Genomic DNA, 15,948 nt, shown 5'->3' with positions numbered 1-15,948 from the left:
AGTGAAAAGCCCTGTCGGGAGCTTTTTATACTGCGCACCCCGCTGATCTGGCAGGTCTTGTCCTACCAGACGCTCCGTCCCACAAGGCCGGTGCGGTCGAGCAAGCTTCGGCTATCCGCTGGCGCTTCGAAGGCTCGGTGGTTCATATCCAATAACAAAATGAGGTTGTATCTCTATGCCAGTTGGCAACCAACTGCCCCACGGCGAGACCGCTCAGGGCGGCCCGCTGAAACGCGAACTCGGCGAACGGCATATTCGCTTGATGGCCCTCGGCGCCTGTATCGGTGTCGGCCTGTTCCTCGGCTCGGCCAAGGCCATCGAAATGGCCGGCCCGGCCATCATGCTGTCCTACATCATCGGCGGTCTGGCGATCCTGGTGATCATGCGCGCCCTCGGCGAGATGGCGGTGCATAACCCGGTCGCAGGCTCCTTCAGCCGTTACGCACAAGACTACCTGGGCCCGCTGGCGGGCTTTCTCACCGGTTGGAACTACTGGTTCCTGTGGCTGGTGACCTGTGTGGCGGAAATCACCGCGGTGGCGGTGTACATGGGGATCTGGTTCCCCGATGTGCCGCGCTGGATCTGGGCCCTGGCGGCGCTGGTGAGCATGGGCTCGATCAACCTGATCGCGGTCAAGGCCTTCGGTGAGTTCGAGTTCTGGTTCGCCCTGATCAAGATCGTCACCATCATCGCCATGGTGGTCGGCGGCATCGGCATCATCGCTTTCGGTTTCGGCAATGACGGCGTGGCCCTGGGCATCTCCAACCTGTGGACCCACGGCGGCTTCATGCCCAATGGCGTGACCGGCGTGCTGATGTCCCTGCAGATGGTGATGTTCGCCTACCTGGGCGTAGAGATGATCGGCCTCACCGCCGGTGAAGCGCGCAACCCGCAAAAGACCATTCCCAACGCCATCGGCTCGGTGTTCTGGCGCATCCTGCTGTTCTACGTGGGCGCGCTGTTCGTGATCCTGTCGATCTACCCGTGGAACGAGATCGGCACCCAGGGCAGCCCCTTCGTGATGACCTTCGAGCGCCTGGGTATCAAGACCGCCGCCGGCATCATCAACTTCGTGGTGATCACCGCCGCGCTGTCGTCCTGCAACGGCGGCATCTTCAGCACCGGGCGCATGCTCTACAGCCTGGCGCAGAACGGCCAGGCCCCGGCCGGCTTCGCCAAGACCTCGAACAACGGCGTGCCGCGTCGCGCGTTGCTGCTGTCGATCTTCGCCCTGCTGCTGGGCGTGCTGCTGAACTATCTGGTGCCGGAAAAAGTGTTCGTCTGGGTGACCTCCATCGCCACCTTCGGTGCGATCTGGACCTGGGTGATGATCCTTCTGGCCCAGCTCAAGTTCCGCAAGGGCCTGAGCCCGGCAGAACGTGCCGGCCTGAAGTACCGCATGTGGCTGTACCCGATCAGTTCCTACCTGGCCCTGGCCTTCCTGGTACTGGTGGTGGGGCTGATGGCCTACTTCCCGGATACCCGTGTGGCGCTGTATGTCGGCCCGGCGTTCCTGGTGCTGCTGACGGTGTTGTTCTATCTGTTCAAGCTGCAACCGACCAATGTCCAGCAAGGTTCGGCGCGGTCGGCGTCCTGACCTGCGCTTGGGTGATGCGGCTGGCTTGAGCATCCCGGACTGAAACGCTGAGACCAGAAATCCGGCGACCTGCAAAGGCCGCCGGATTTTTTTTGCCCGGGTCAACCGCCCAGGGTGCCGCTGGTATCGGCGTCGAAGATGGCCTTGGCCTGTAGCGCCGCCGGCGCCAGCAGGGCGAGCAACGCCGTTTCGCTGTGGAGCTGATGGGCGGCCAGGGTTTTGGGCGTCGGCTCGATGGGAATCAGCACCTCTTCGCCGGGCCCATGCAGCCAGATCGCCGTGACCTGCAGCGCCGAGATGAACAGCAGGCGCAGTTCATAGCTTTTTCCCTGCAGTTGCGGCGCCTGTTCCGCCAGGTCCAGGGCGTTGACGGCGGACGCCGCCACGCTGCCATGGTTCAGCGCAGAGAAGCCGACCTTGCCGGCCATCTCGGTCAACTGCGCATCGGCAATCGACACTCCGGCATCGAACACCAGGTAATGCCAGTCACCGGCCTTGGCCTGTGCCAGCCCCTTGCCCTGGGCCAGGTCCTCCAGGCTCAGGGCGTAGCCGCGAAAGGCCTGGGACAGATTCAGGTTGCGGGCACTGGCCTTGGCAAACCCGCGGTTGATACCGAAACCCTGGGTCTGCAGGGCCGCCTGAAGGGCCGAGCGCAGGTGCTGGACGCCATCGACAGGCGCCTTGGGGTAAGTCAGTTGCATGTCGCCTCCTAGTTTTTCCGAGTGAAGTAGGTGTGGGTCCAGTTGCCGCCACCGTTGTAGGAACCGGGGAAATTGTTCAGGGCGCGGGTCGAGTAGCCGTAGATCGAATCCGCCACCAGGATGTAGCCGCCATCGCTGCCGTAGATCGTCAGGAAATGCGCACCGCCGCCGTACCAGGCACAGCGCAGGCCCACGGGGCGGCCCATGCCGAGCTGGTTGTCGATGGCCGGCATCTGCATCCTGTTCTCACGCATGCCGCCGTAGCAGCGGGTGGTGCGCAGGGCCGAGTCCAGGTAGCCGTAGACGTTGCACGGCCCGGGCTGGCTGCAGCAGGAGTTGCGGCCCAGTTCGGCGTTGGCCACCCCGCACTGGGTCCAGGAACCGGTGCCGTAGTAGTTGCCCACCGAGGCGGACAAGGCCGCCCAGCACCAGTTGCTCTGGGTTTGCTGCTGCACGCTGAAGTTGAGCCGGGCAGCGGCCTGGGGTGCGGCTTCGGTGTGTGGATCGACTTCGCTCAGTTGCGGGTCGAGCAGGCTGTCGGCCAGGCACTGGGGCAGGGCCTGGGGAGCGTCGCCTGGGGTCAGGTTGCTACTTAACATGTTCATCCTCCATGAATGAAAACCAGCCTCCGGCTGGTGTCGTCGTTGCGTGTCGGGCTACTGCGCGTAGCCGGACCCGGGACATGGCGCTGCGCTGGGCCAGCCTCGATGGCCTGCGTTGACCGGGTCTGCAAACAACCTTAGAGGATTGATGCGTAAATGCAATTAAATTATGCATTAACGCATATTGCCTGCCGTGGACGTCCCTGGAAAGAGGGGCATCCATGGCGGTGGCCGGGCTATTTTTCGTCGAGGAAATGTTCCAGGGCTGCATTGAACAGGCCCGGGTCCTGGAGGAAGGCGAAGTGGCTGACGTTGGGCAGGATCAGCAGCCCGGCGCCGGGAATCGCCTGGGCCATGTATTGGGTGTGCTCGCGCTTGATGGCTTCATCGTGGTCGCCATCGACAATCAGCACCGGCGTCTTGATCTTCGCCAGGTCGGCATCGCTCCAGTTCGGCTGGCTGGCCCACATGTGGCCGATCTGCTCGACAAAGGCCGGGTACTCCTTGGGCGTGGGTGACAGGCGGGTGTACTCCTGGCCGGCGCGCTCGATGTAGGTGGCGAAGGTCGGGTTGTTCTCCACGCCCTCCTTGACCCCGGAGGTCTGGGTGTTGGCGGCGTAGGCGAAGACCTTGCCGACCCGCTGCGGGTAACGCATGGCCAGGTCCAGGCCGAGGATCGCGCCGTCGCTCCAGCCGACGAAATCGGCGCGGGGGATCTTCAGCTGGTCCAGCAGGGCGATGACGTCGTCGGCCATCAGGTCGTAGCCGTAGGGCCGGGCGTCCCGGGTGCTGCGCCCGTGGCCGCGGCTGTCGACGCTGATCACCGTGTGCCTGGCCGCCAGGGCCTTGGCCTGCAGCCCCCAATAGTCGGCATTGCCCAGGCCGCCATGCAGCAGCACCACCGGCGAGCCTTGGCCGACCTTGCTGTAGTACAGGCGGATGCCGTTGACTTCGGCATAACCGGCTTGCGCCCCGGCTACCGGGGCCGGTGTGGGCGGCAGGCTCTGCCAGCGTTCGCTGGCAAAGGCGCTGTTGAAGGACATCAGTAGAGCGATCACTGCAAACAGACGACGAGACATGGGCTTCTCCGTGCATGGGCCCTCTGGTCGGACCGACCTTGGGCAGGTGGTTACCGCGATTGAGTCGATTGAGGGGCCGGCTAGACGTCGATGATCACCAGGGTGCCGTGGCTGCCGGGCAGCACGCTATGGGCCTGGCCGGCCTCCACCAGGTACATCTGGCCCGTCGCCACTTCCACCACGGCCTGGCCAATGCCCAGGCGCAGGCAGCCTTGGGTCACCAGCAGGCCTTCGTTGAAGTCGTGGGTTTCTTCCGGGTAGGGCTGGCCGTCCATGCGCAGCACCTTGATGCGGGCCGGGCCGACCTGGCCCACCAGCGTGGATTGCCAGGGCGCTGGCAGTTGGCGGGACAGTTGTTCGAATGACAGCAAGGGCATGGCGGGTCTCCGAAAGGTCAGTGGGGTTTGCGTCTGCTTTCGGTGGTCCGGTCAAGCAAGGTCTGGGTCGGGTTTTCTAGAACTCGTCCATCAATAGCACGCGGCATTCGCGGCGCTGAAAAGCGTTGATTTGCGGCACCAGGCGGGTGAAGTGCTCGGTCTGGCAGTGGGTGTCGAGGGCCGCTTGGTCCGGCCACTGTTCGACGAAGATGAAGTGTCCGGGGTCTTTCTGATCGACGAACAGATCGTAGGCGATGCACAGCGGTTCCTGGCGGGTTTTTTCCACCAGTTCGGCGTACCACGGGCGCACGGTTTCCAAGTGTTCGGGCTGGATGAAGTCTTCGGCGATGACCTTGAGCATTGCAATCTTCCTTGAGCAGCGCCCGGCGCCCCCCGGCCACCGGGGAGCACTGGGCAATGGGGCTTAAGCGGCGGCTTCGGTGTTGGGTTCGAAGCTGTCGGCCCGGGCCAGTTGCCACATGCGCGAGTAGAACTCGCCGTTGACCTCGCCGGTGAGCAGCTCGCCGGGCTTGAGGAACACGTGCAACTGGGAGAACAGCTTGATCTCGGTGGCCGACATGCGGCGCACCAGGTGCTTGGCTTCCAGTTGCGAAGGGTGTTGCAGGCCGGCGGCAGCGAGCATTTCCGCCAGGGCCTTGAGGGTGTTGCGGTGGAAGCTGTAGACCCGCTGGGCCTTGTCCGGCACCACCAGGGCGCGCTGGCGCAGGTTGTCCTGGGTGGCGACGCCGGTGGGGCACTTGTTGGTATGGCAGCTCTGGGACTGGATGCAACCGATGGCGAACATGAAGCCCCGGGCCGAGTTGGCCCAGTCGGCACCGATGGCCAGCACGCTGGCGATGTCGAAGGCGCTGACGATCTTGCCGCTGGCGCCGAGCTTGATCTTGTCCCGCAGGTTCAGGCCCACCAGGGTGTTGTGGACGAACAGCAGGCCCTCGCGCATCGGTGCGCCGATGTGGTCGGTGAACTCCACCGGTGCCGCGCCGGTGCCGCCTTCCTTGCCGTCGACCACGATGAAGTCCGGCAGGATGCCGGTTTCCAGCATGGCCTTGGCGATGCCCATGAACTCCCAGGGGTGGCCCAGGCAGAACTTGAAGCCCACCGGCTTGCCGCCGGACAGCTCACGCAGTTGCTGGATGAAATGCATCATTTCGATCGGGGTGGAAAAGGCGCTGTGGCTCGACGGTGAAATGCAGTCCTCGCCCATGCGGATGCCCCGGGTGTCGGCGATTTCCTGGGTCACCTTGTGCTTGGGCAGGATGCCGCCGTGACCCGGCTTGGCGCCCTGGCTCATTTTGATCTCGATCATCCGCACCTGGGGGTTCTGCGCCTGCACGGCGAAGCGTTCCGGGTCGAAACGGCCGTCGCTGGTGCGGCAGCCGAAGTAGCCGCTGCCCAGTTCCCAGGTCAGGTCGCCGCCGTGTTCGCGGTGGTAGGGGCTGATGCTGCCTTCACCGGTGTCGTGGGCGAAGTTGCCGAGCTTGGCACCCTGGTTCAGGGCGCGGATGGCGTTGGCGCTGAGGGAGCCGAAGCTCATGGCCGAGATGTTGAACACCGAGGCCGAGTAGGGCTGGGTGCATTGCGGGCCGCCGACGGTCACGCGAAAGCTGTTGGGATCGCTCAGGGGCGCCGGGCGCATGGAGTGGCCGATGAATTCGAAGCCCGACTGGTACACATCGATCAGGGTGCCGAAGGGTTTGTCGGCGCTTTCGTTCTTGGCCCGGGAGTACACCAGGGAGCGTTGGGCGCGGGAAAAGGGCAGGGCGTCGCTGTCGGATTCCAGCAGGTACTGGCGGATTTCCGGGCGGATGCCTTCCACCAGGTAGCGGATATTGCCCAGGATCGGGTAATTGCGCCGCACCGCGTGCGGGCTTTGCAGCAGGTCGAAGATCCCCAGCAGGCTCAGCAGGCCGGTGACCAGGGTGAATGGCCAGAGCCAGTCGTGTTCGAGAAAGGGCAGGCTGGCGAGGGTGAAAATCACACAGGCGGCAAAGAAGGCGTAGCGGCTCAGAAGGGACAGGCTCATACGGTTTCCTTGGTTCGGACTCATTAAGGTCGTTTATCAGTACTCATTCTTATGGGTGCACAAGATCTTATTGTTGTGTGGGGCTGCCGGGGCGGCCCTGATGGGGTATCAGGCGCTTTGCGCCTGGAGAAAAATCGAAAACAGTTCGGATTGGGACTTGATGCCCAGCTTGCTGTAGATGTGCTTTTTATGAACTTTCACGGTTTCGGCGGAGATTTCCAGCTTACGAGCGATCTCCTTGTTGGAGCAACCGCTGAGCATCAGGCGCCCCACATCCAGCTCCCGGGCGGTGAGTTGTGCGCCCCGCAGTTGTTGCATGGAGTGGTCCAGCTGGCTGCGCCAATCGGGCAGTGGATGCAATTGCGCAGGGTTGTCTTGCTCAATGCTTTCGTGGGGCAGGCGCTGGCGCAGCAAGGCCACCACCCAGGGCTCGATCAGTGACAGCAGGGCGATCTGGGGTGGGGCGAAGCGTTGTCGCGAACCCAGGGACAGGCACAGGGTGCGGCCGTCCGCCAGCTGGCAATTGAACTGGATCTCATCGGCCACCACATTCAGACGAAAGTAGCGTTGGTAGTACTCGGTCAGCTGGAAGTGTTCCGGGGCCACTTCCGCCAGGCGCAGCAGGCCGCTGCGCGATTGTTCGCGGCTGGCAACGTAGAAGGGGTCGAGCAGGTACAGGCCGTTGAGGTAGTCCTGGAACAACTGGTCGGGGCTGCCGTCCTCCCCCGGGCATTCGGCGAACACCAGGGGTTTGCGCTCACTGCAGAACAGCAGCGCCACCCAGCTGTCGAAACTCACGTACTGCTCCAGCAGGCGCACCAGCTGGGGCCAGAAACTGGCCTGGTCCAGGGCTTCGATCATCTGCCCCACCGAGCGGTGCCAGGCGATGTCATCCAGCGACAATGTCATGCATCTACCCCTATCGGGTTACCCCGGCTGCGTGATTTGCGGGCCGGTTGCTGCTGCGCATACTGCGGCACAGCCAAAGAACAAGGAATACCCATGAAGGTTGAACTGGCCCAGTTGGCGGGCCGTGATAACGCCACAGCTTACAACCTGGAACGGGCCCTGGCGGCCATTGCCGCCTGCGCCGCCGATACCCGGTTGATCGTGTTTCCAGAAACCCACCTGATGGGTTTCCCCAGCGCCGAGACCGTGGCCGCCGTGGCCGAGCCGCTGGATGGCCCCACCGTGCAGGCTGTGATCCAGGCCGCCCGGGCGCGCAATATCGCGGTGGTGATCGGCATGGCCGAAAACGACGACGGCCGATTCTATAACACCACTTTGCTGATTACCCCCGAGGGCATCGCCCTGCGTTATCGCAAGACCCACCTGTGGGCGTCCGACCGCGGTGTGTTCACCCCCGGTGACCGCTACGCCACCTGCCTGTGGAACGGTGTGCGGGTCGGCCTGCTGATCTGCTACGACATCGAGTTCCCCGAAAGCGCCCGGGCCCTGGCGCAACTGGGCGCTGAACTGCTGATCGTGACCAACGGCAACATGGACCCCTACGGGCCCACCCACCGTACCGCGATCATGGCCCGGGCCCAGGAAAACCAGGCGTTCGCGCTAATGGTCAACCGAGTGGAAGAAGGCGATGGCGGCCTGCTGTTCGCCGGCGGCAGCGCCCTGGTGGACCCCCTGGGCAGCCTGCTGTTCGAAGCCGGGCGCGAGGAAGGTCAGTTCAAGGTCGAGCTGGATCTCAAGCAACTGCAGGTGGCGCGTCAGGACTACCGCTACCTCGAAGACCAGCGCCTGAAGCTTGCGGGCGAAGTGCTCGAACACGGCAATGGCGTGCGTGAACTGCTGATTCCGATCCGCTGAAAGGGCCGTCCGCGGACGGCCAATCCCATAAGAAAGACCCCTGCTGCACTCATTTCAGTCCTGCCATAAATCTAATAATTGCGGAGTACTCGCTCATGGCTCGCTTGCAACGCACCCTTTCATTGGGCGCGGTGGTGCTGTTCGGCATCGCTTACATGACGCCGATCATTGTCCTCGGCACCTTTGGCATCCTCGCCCAATCCACCGCTGGCATGGTGCCGGCAGCCTATCTGGCGGCGCTGGTGGCGATGTTCTTCACCGCCATGAGCTACGGGCGCATGGCCGCGGCATTTCCCGTGGCCGGCTCGGCCTACAGCTATGTGCGCAAGGCCATCAGCCCCAAGCTGGGGTTCATCGCCGGCTGGGCGGTGCTGCTGGATTACCTGTTCCTGCCCATGGCCATCTGGCTGATCGGCGCCGCTTACCTGCATTCGGCGTTTCCCGGTGTGCCGCAGTGGGTCTGGGTGCTGGCGTTCATCGGGGTGACCAGCGCGATCAATATCGTTGGCCTGAAACTGGCCAACGGCATCAACGGCCTGCTGATGCTGGTGCAGTTCCTGGTGCTGATCGCCTTTGTCGGCCTGTGCATCCACTACCTTGGCGGCGAAGCCGGGCAGCCGCTGTTCACCCTGGCGCCGTTCTTCAACGGGCAGATGCACCTGCCACTGATCATGAGCGGGGCGGCAATCGCCTGTTATTCGTTCCTGGGCTTTGACGCGGTCAGCACCCTGACCGAGGAAACCCGCGACCCACGCCGGACCATTCCCCGGGCGATCATGCTGATCACCCTGGTGGGCGGGCTGATCTTTGTCGCGGTGTCCTACTTCGTCCAGGTTGCCCATCCGTCCTTCGAGTTCGCCGATGTGGATTCGGCGGCCTACGAGATTGCGCGCAATATCGGCGGCGATCTGTTCGTCTCGATCTTCCTGATCGGGTTGATTGTCGGTCAATTCGCCTCGGGGCTTTCGGCCCAGGCCAGCGGCTCGCGACTGCTGTTCGCCATGGGCCGCGACGGGGTCTTGCCCAAGCGCTTTTTCGGCAGCCTGCACGGGCGCTTCGGTACCCCGGTCAACAGCATCCTGCTGTGCGCCGTGGTGGCGTTGCTGGCATTGAAGCTGGATGTCACCACCTCGACGTCCTTCATCAACTTCGGTGCCTTCCTGGCCTTCAGTCTGGTCAACCTGTCGGTGATCTTTCATTACTGGGTGGGGGCCCGGCAGCGCGGCCTGCGGGAGTTGATCCTGTTCCTGATCTTCCCCCTCATTGGTCTGGCGGCCGATCTGTGGCTGATGTCCAGCCTCGATCACCTGGCGATCTACCTGGGGGCGAGCTGGCTGGTTATTGGCCTGGTGTACCTGGGTTTCCTCACTCGCGGTTTCTCCCGCCAGCCTCCGGAAATGGATTTTCAGGAAGCGGCATAGAACTGCCTGCAGGTTTCTTATTGCAATCGGTTCTCGTTTGGGTGGTCTTTATATGTTACTGTATAACATATTAAGCTCACCCAGATGCCCAGGAGGCCTCATGAAACCCGGTATCCATCCTGACTACCGCACCGTGCTTTTCCACGATACCGCTGCCGACGTGTACTTCCTCATCGGCTCCACCGTCGATACCGATCGCAGCCACACCTACAGCGACGGCAAGACTTACCCCTATGTGGCGCTGGACGTTTCCAGCGCCTCGCACCCGGTGTACACCGGCCAGCAGCGCAAGACCCAGTCCGAAGGCCGCATCGCCGGCTTCAACAAGCGTTTCGCTTCCTTCGGTTCCGGCGCCAAAGCCGCCCAGTGACGGCGTGCACGGCGAGTGTTGCCAGTGCGCAACACTCGCTGAAGGCGATTGGCGGCGCAGCCGCAGCGGACCGATGGTATTAAAAAGCCACTATCTCGATTGGAAATTCTTCTAGTCTTCAATCAGGCAACAGGGAATATCGTTGCCAGCCAGAACAATGAAGGACACGTGCATCGACGTTGACCCGAGGTGTCTCATGGGTGAGCTAAACGTTGCCACTGTCACACGCCGACCCGAGATTCTGCTGGTCGATAGCCAGGAAGTGATCCTGCAACGCCTGCAGCAGTTGCTCAGCCCGCTTCCCTACACGCTGCATTTCGCCCGCGATGCCACCCAGGCCCTACAGCTGATGGCCAGCCGGGAGGTGGACCTGGTGATCAGCGCCGCCCATCTGCCGCAGATGGATGGCCCGACCCTGCTGGCGCGCATCCACCAACAGTACCCGAGCACCACCCGCATCCTGCTGACCGGCGACCCGGACCTGAAATTGATTGCCAAGGCCATCAACGAAGGGGAGATCTACCGTTACCTGAGCAAGCCCTGGGATGACCAGGAATTGCTGCTGGCCCTGCGCCAGGCCCTTGAACATCAGCACTCCGAGCGCGAGCGCTTGCGCCTGCAGGATCTGGCCCAGCAGCAGAATGCCGAGCTCAAGGCGCTCAACACGCTGCTGGAAAAACGTGTAGCGGCACGCACCTCGGAGCTGCAGCAGACCGCCGACATGCTCGACCTGGCCTATGAGGAGCTCAAGCACAGCTACGCCACTGGCGCCGAGCTGTTTTCCCTGCTCGTCAACCAGCGCTTGCCCGCAGACAAGCAGACCAACCGGCGGATCATCGAGCTGGTGCGGGCCTACTGCAAAGTCCAGGGCATCGACCCTGTCGCCCAGCGTGACCTGGCCATGGCCGCGGCGCTGCACAACATCGGCAAGCTGAGCTGGAGCGACAGCATGATGACCAGCCCGGCGGATTTGCTGCATCACCATCAGCGCGAGCGTTATCGGGCCTATCCGGCGCAGAGCGAATCTTTGCTGATGACCCTGGAGCCGGTGCAGGACGCCGCGCGGCTGATCCGCCATCACCAGGAACACTGGGACGGCAGCGGTTTTCCCGACCACCTCAAGGGCGACGCGATTCCCCTGGGCTCGCGGCTGCTCAAGCTGGCGGTGGACTTCATCGAGCTGCAGTGCGGGCTGATCCTGGAACGGCACATGAACAGCGACGAGGCCCTGGTGTTCATCCGCAAGTACGCCGGCCGGCTGTACGACCCGGACCTGGTGGAAGGTTTCATCCAGGTGTGTGCGGTCTACCTCAGCGACGTGACCCTGGGCGACCCTTCGGTGAAGGTTCTGAGCACCCGGGAGCTGGCGGCGGGGATGATCCTGGCGCGCAACCTGAATGCCGATAACGGCATGCTGCTGCTCAACGCCGGCAAGGTGCTCAACCTGCCGCTGGTGGACAAGCTGATCGCCTTTGAAACCATGGAGGGCGCCCGCTACAGCGTGTTCGTCAAGTTGCCCCAGGAACAGCAGGCAAGGGCCTGAAACCGGGTTGCGGTCACCTGGAAAAATGCCGGCGGCGGATGACGAGCCGCCGCCTGGCATGTGATCCTTGCGCCCTCATTCTCAAGGCTCCCGGGTTCCCATGTCGCTGTCGTCCGTTGCTGCACCCTCCATCATTCGTATCGCCGCTGCCCTGTTGATCGGTGCCGACGGCCGGACCCTGCTGGTGCGCAAGCGTGGCACCCAGGCCTTCATGCAGCCCGGTGGCAAGATCGAAGCCGGTGAACAACCGGTGCACGCCCTGGCCCGTGAGCTGGAAGAAGAACTGGGATTGCGCATCGACCCGGCCCAGGCTCGTTACCTGCAACAGTTCTCGGCACCAGCGGCCAACGAGCCGGGGCATGTGGTGGAGGCCGAGGTGTTCCTGGTCCATATCCATGGTCCGGTGACCCCGGCGGCAGAGATCGAGGAAGTACGCTGGATCGACCCGGCCGGCGATGGAGATTTGTTCCTTGCGCCGTTGACACGCGATCTGATCTTGCCGTTTTATCGCAAGGCCCAAGCGGGCTTCGCCTGACCCCCTCCCATTGCCAAGGATTGCCATGATTCCACTCCACGACTACCTGATCTTCGCCGCTGCTTCCCTGCTGATGGTGCTGACCCCGGGGCCGAACATGATCTACCTGATTTCCCGTTCGATCTGCCAGGGGCGCAAGGCTGGGGTGACGTCGTTATTGGGGGTGGTGGCGGGGTTCTTCGTCCACTTGTTTGCCGCCGCGCTGGGCCTGACCGCGGTGTTCATGGCGGTGCCCATGGCCTATGAGGTGCTCAAGTGGGCCGGCGCCCTGTACCTGCTGTGGCTGGCCTGGCAGGCCCTCAAGCCCGGCGCACGCTCGCCCTTCGAAGCCCAGCAACTGCCGGCGGATTCGCCACGCAAGCTGGTGACCATGGGCTTTCTGACCAGCGCCCTGAACCCCAAGATCGCGGTGTTCTACCTGTCGATCTTTCCGCAGTTCATCCACCCCGAGCACGGTTCGGTGTTCTCCCAGAGCATCATCCTGGGCCTGACCCAGATCAGCGTGAGTTTCTCGGTGAACCTGCTGATCGCCCTGTTTGCCGCCGGTATCGCCTCCTGGTTTGCCAGCAACCCCACCTGGCTCTCGGTGCAGCGCTATTTCATGGGCTTTGTACTGGCGGGGCTGGCCGTGCGCCTGATGTTCGAACAGCGTCGTGTCAACTGATCGAGGAGTGCCAGCATGAGTGATTTTACAAGCCCGGAAGCGGTGGTCGAAGCACAACTGCAGGCCTACAACTGCAAGGATCTGGAGGCCTGGCTGGCGACTTATGCCATAGATGCCCGGCAATACGAACATCCGGCCACTTTGCTGGCCAGGGGGCACGAGGAAATACGTGCCCGGGCCGTGGTGCGTTTCCAGGAACCCAACCTGCATGCCCGGCTGATCCAGCGTACGGTCATGGGCAACGTGGTGATCGATCACGAACTGATCAGCCGCACCTTCGCCGATGGCAGCGGCACCCTGGAAACCGTGGCCATTTATGAAGTGCAGGACGGCAAGATAAAATGCGCTTCATTCATTACCGGCCTCAAGACCCTCGACTGAGCATGCAGATCCAGCGCCTGACCCCTGACGATGTGGAGCAATACCGGGCCTTGATGCTCGAAGCCTATGAGCGCCATCCCCAGGCTTTCACCTCCAGCGTCAAAGAGCGGGAAAAACTGCCTCTGGCCTGGTGGGCCGCACGCCTGGACGGCGAGCTCGACCTGTTGCTGGGGGCGTTTTCCCAAGGTCGGTTGCTGGGGATCGTCGGCCTGGCCTTCGAGCTGCGAGAGAAGGCCCGACACAAGGCGACCCTGTTCGGCCTCTATGTCACCGGCACGCAGCGCAACAGCGGCCTGGGCTATCGCCTGGTCCAGGGGCTGCTGGCCGAAGCGGCTGAATACGAAGGGTTGCGCCTGATCCAGTTGACCGTTACGGCCGGCAATGAAGCGGCGCTGGCCCTGTACCAGCGCTGCGGTTTCGTCCAGTTCGGCATGGAGCCCCAGGCAGTGCGGGTGGGCGAGGACTATTTCGACAAGATCCACATGTGGCGCCCATTGCCGGTCGAAGGTTGACCCCAGGTTCGCTGGCAAGCCGGCTGGGGGTCAGCGTACGGCGCTGACGCCGTCCAGGGTCGAGAACGAGGTGTCCTTGGCCGTGAGCAAAAAGTCGCGCATGTAGGGCGCATCCAGCATGTCGGCGCGAATCGCCGCGTACAGGGTGGCGAACAGGCCCTTTTCCCCGAGCCGCTTGGCCTTCACATAACCCCGTGAGCTGTACTCGTGCAGGGCCCAGTGGGGCATCCCGCACACGCCCCGGCCGCTGGCCACCAGTTGCATCATCATCACGGTCAGCTCCGAAGTCCGTACCTGGGCCGGTTCGATGTCCGCCGGTTCCAGGAAGCGGGTGAAGATGTCCAGGCGGTCGCGTTCCACCGGGTAGGTGATCAGGGTTTCGCTCAGCAGGTCTTCCGGCACTACATATGGCTTGCTCGCCAGGGGGTGCTGGTTGGCGACCGCGAGCATGGCTTCGTAGGTGAACAACGGCACGTAGGTGATACCCGCCAGCTCCAGCGGGTCGGAGGTCACCACCAGGTCCAGGTCGCCCCGGGCCAGAGCTGGCAATGGAGCGAACGAGAAGCCGGAAGCCAGGTCCAGCTCCACTTCCGGCCAGGCGTCGCGGAACTGATCGATGGTCGGCATCAGCCACTGGAAGCAGCTGTGGCATTCGATGGCCATGTGCAGGCGCCCGGCGGTACCGCCGGCCAGCCGCGAAATGTCGCGTTCGGCGCCGCGCAGCAGGGGCAGGGTCGCATCCGCCAGTTGCAGCAGGCGCAGGCCGGCGCTGGTAAAACGCACCGGCTTGGTCTTGCGCACGAACAGCGGCATGCCCAGGCGCTCTTCCAGCTCCTTGAACTGATGGGACAAGGCGGACTGGGTCAGGTGCAGGCGCTCAGCGGCTTCCACCAGGCTGTCGGCTTCGCGCAAGGCGTGCAGGGTCTTCAGGTGACGGATTTCGAGCACCAGGATCTCCATGAGTGAATTTTGTGGTTAAAGCGAAAAGGTTGAGTTTGTCTCATGTTGACGGGCCTGTCGACCATCCAGCGTTCATCGATTCGCGGGCATCTTTGCCGATAGGGGCGACAGCGCCTGTGTGTGGTGCACCGGGTGCTGGGGGCAAGCGCCGTCCCTTGCCGCGGAAAAAGTACCGCTGGGGCAATCTTCATCAAATTGTCACGCAACTGTGGCAGCGCGAATCATCCAGGTTCATCAGACTCGCGCTCCACTGGGGTTCTGCGTTTCGGTGTTTTTCATGCGGGTACGATTTCTTTCGACTGTTCTACTATTGGCCGGGCTGTTGCTCGGCCCGCTGTGTTTTGCGGCCGCGCGCTGCGATGTCAATGTCCCGACCCAACGGGTCGACCTGCCGCAGGTGAGCCTGGCTTACCAGAGCATTGGGCGCACCTCCGACCCGGCGTTGCTGCTGGTCATGGGCCTGGGCGGGCAACTGATCCACTGGCCGGATGAGGTGGTGGTGGCCCTGTGTCAGCAAGGGTTTCGGGTGATCCGCTACGACAATCGCGATGTCGGCCTGTCCACCTGGCGCCAGGCCCCGGCCAGCGCCAACCTGACCTTCGAAGTGCTGCGCTACAAGCTCGGCCTGCCGGTGGCGGCGCCCTACACCCTGACCGACATGGCCGATGACGCCCTGGGCCTGATGGACGCCCTGCATATCGAACAATTCCACGTGCTGGGGGCGAGCATGGGCGGGATGATCGCCCAGCATCTGGCAGCCATGGAGCCGCGGCGGGTCGAGAGCCTGACGCTGATCATGACCAGTTCCGGGGCCGAAGGTTTGCCGGCGCCGAACGCGGCGCTGGTGCAACTGCTCTCGCGGCGCAATGCACCAAGCCGGGAAGCGGCTCTGGAGCAGCAGGCCGACCTGCTGGCGGCCCTGGGCAGCCCGAAGGTCAGCGATGACCGCCAGGTCCTGTTGCAACAAGCGGCGGTGGCCTATGACCGGGCCTTCAACCCGGAAGGGGTCAAGCGCCAGATCATGGCGATTCTTGCCGAGCCGAGCCGGGTGGCAATGCTCAAGCAACTGCGGGTGCCGACCCTGGTGGTGCATGGCACCGCCGACCCGTTGCTGCCGGTGATGCACGGCGTGCACCTGGCGGCGCAGATCCAGGGCAGCCAGCTGAAATTGATTCCGGGGTTGGCCCACCGTTTCCAGGAAGCCTTCAAGGCGCCGCTGCTGGCGGCGGTACTGCCGTACCTGCAAACCCATCGGGAAGACACTTCCCACTGGGCGCAGATCGAGCCGCTCGATAGCAGCAACATCCTCTAGGGCCGCGCGGCAGGCCGGCCTTTGCG

General features: G+C 63.4%; 18 protein-coding genes. 10 read left to right on the top strand and 8 right to left on the bottom strand.

Translation table 11 applies throughout. The features are described 5' to 3' along the window. Nucleotides 1–175 precede the first annotated feature (175 nt). Nucleotides 176–1,597: an amino acid permease gene (locus tag KCG88_RS10515; RefSeq protein WP_015636846.1), complete on the top strand. Its 1,422-nt coding sequence runs from the start codon at nt 176–178 to the stop codon at nt 1,595–1,597. Nucleotides 1,598–1,698: 101 nt separating this feature from the next. Here the strand turns inward: KCG88_RS10515 and KCG88_RS10510 are convergent, their stop codons facing one another. The 7 genes from KCG88_RS10510 to KCG88_RS10480 form a co-directional block, all read right to left on the bottom strand. Beyond that, the gene (locus KCG88_RS10510; RefSeq protein WP_210712332.1) at nt 1,699–2,298 is read right to left on the bottom strand and encodes a hypothetical protein; all 600 of its coding nucleotides are present in this window, start codon (nt 2,296–2,298) and stop codon (nt 1,699–1,701) included. 8 nt (nt 2,299–2,306) lie between these two features. Further along, on the bottom strand, nt 2,307–2,897 hold the full coding sequence (locus KCG88_RS10505; RefSeq protein WP_210712331.1) for a papain-like cysteine protease family protein: 591 nt from the start codon (nt 2,895–2,897) through the stop codon (nt 2,307–2,309). Between the two features lie 239 nt (nt 2,898–3,136). Then, nucleotides 3,137–3,979, bottom strand: a complete 843-nt coding sequence (locus KCG88_RS10500; protein ID WP_210712330.1) for an alpha/beta hydrolase — start codon at nt 3,977–3,979, stop codon at nt 3,137–3,139. An 80-nt stretch (nt 3,980–4,059) separates the two neighbouring features. Further along, nucleotides 4,060–4,356, bottom strand: a complete 297-nt coding sequence (locus KCG88_RS10495) for a cupin (protein WP_041119704.1) — start codon at nt 4,354–4,356, stop codon at nt 4,060–4,062. 76 nt (nt 4,357–4,432) lie between these two features. Beyond that, entirely contained in the window at nt 4,433–4,717 is a 285-nt protein-coding gene (locus tag KCG88_RS10490) for a putative quinol monooxygenase (protein ID WP_047288946.1), read from the bottom strand. Between the two features lie 63 nt (nt 4,718–4,780). Beyond that, nucleotides 4,781–6,400 (bottom strand): FMN-binding glutamate synthase family protein, encoded by a 1,620-nt coding sequence (locus KCG88_RS10485; protein WP_047288944.1) that lies wholly within the window; start codon nt 6,398–6,400, stop codon nt 4,781–4,783. Nucleotides 6,401–6,508: 108 nt separating this feature from the next. Beyond that, the gene (locus KCG88_RS10480; RefSeq protein WP_047337687.1) at nt 6,509–7,309 is read right to left on the bottom strand and encodes a LuxR C-terminal-related transcriptional regulator; all 801 of its coding nucleotides are present in this window, start codon (nt 7,307–7,309) and stop codon (nt 6,509–6,511) included. Between the two features lie 93 nt (nt 7,310–7,402). Here KCG88_RS10480 and KCG88_RS10475 point away from each other — a divergent pair, with 93 nt between their 5' ends. The 8 genes from KCG88_RS10475 (at nt 7,403) to KCG88_RS10440 (ending at nt 13,650) form a co-directional block, all read left to right on the top strand. Continuing rightward, nucleotides 7,403–8,224: a carbon-nitrogen hydrolase family protein gene (locus KCG88_RS10475; RefSeq protein WP_047288941.1), complete on the top strand. Its 822-nt coding sequence runs from the start codon at nt 7,403–7,405 to the stop codon at nt 8,222–8,224. Between the two features lie 95 nt (nt 8,225–8,319). After that, a complete protein-coding gene (locus KCG88_RS10470) occupies nt 8,320–9,645 on the top strand; it encodes an APC family permease (RefSeq protein WP_047288939.1) in 1,326 nt (441 codons plus the stop codon). 100 nt (nt 9,646–9,745) lie between these two features. Then, on the top strand, nt 9,746–10,015 hold the full coding sequence (locus tag KCG88_RS10465) for a type B 50S ribosomal protein L31 (RefSeq protein WP_011063150.1): 270 nt from the start codon (nt 9,746–9,748) through the stop codon (nt 10,013–10,015). A gap of 196 nt (nt 10,016–10,211) precedes the next feature. Further along, entirely contained in the window at nt 10,212–11,558 is a 1,347-nt protein-coding gene (locus KCG88_RS10460; protein ID WP_047288936.1) for an HD domain-containing phosphohydrolase, read from the top strand. A 100-nt stretch (nt 11,559–11,658) separates the two neighbouring features. Next, complete coding sequence (locus KCG88_RS10455) at nt 11,659–12,093, top strand: NUDIX domain-containing protein (RefSeq protein WP_047288934.1); 435 nt, start codon at nt 11,659–11,661, stop codon at nt 12,091–12,093. Between the two features lie 25 nt (nt 12,094–12,118). Then, entirely contained in the window at nt 12,119–12,757 is a 639-nt protein-coding gene (locus KCG88_RS10450; RefSeq protein WP_011063147.1) for a LysE family translocator, read from the top strand. Between the two features lie 15 nt (nt 12,758–12,772). After that, nucleotides 12,773–13,138 (top strand): nuclear transport factor 2 family protein, encoded by a 366-nt coding sequence (locus KCG88_RS10445; protein WP_047337683.1) that lies wholly within the window; start codon nt 12,773–12,775, stop codon nt 13,136–13,138. A 2-nt stretch (nt 13,139–13,140) separates the two neighbouring features. After that, entirely contained in the window at nt 13,141–13,650 is a 510-nt protein-coding gene (locus KCG88_RS10440; protein ID WP_047288930.1) for a GNAT family N-acetyltransferase, read from the top strand. A gap of 30 nt (nt 13,651–13,680) precedes the next feature. On the opposite strand, the gene metR is transcribed toward KCG88_RS10440, so the two are convergent. Continuing rightward, nucleotides 13,681–14,598 carry a transcriptional regulator MetR gene (gene metR / locus KCG88_RS10435; RefSeq protein ID WP_011063144.1) on the bottom strand — a complete coding sequence of 306 codons (918 nt, stop codon included), beginning with the start codon at nt 14,596–14,598 and terminating at the stop codon, nt 13,681–13,683. A 289-nt stretch (nt 14,599–14,887) separates the two neighbouring features. Between metR and KCG88_RS10430 the strand changes: the two genes are divergently transcribed. After that, on the top strand, nt 14,888–15,922 hold the full coding sequence (locus KCG88_RS10430; RefSeq protein ID WP_246882635.1) for an alpha/beta hydrolase: 1,035 nt from the start codon (nt 14,888–14,890) through the stop codon (nt 15,920–15,922). Nucleotides 15,923–15,948 lie beyond the last annotated feature (26 nt).

The organism is Pseudomonas sp. MWU349 (assembly GCF_017947325.1).
Taxonomy (GTDB): Bacteria; Pseudomonadota; Gammaproteobacteria; order Pseudomonadales; family Pseudomonadaceae; genus Aquipseudomonas; species Aquipseudomonas protegens.
This window is presented reverse-complemented; position numbering and strand designations above follow the sequence as displayed.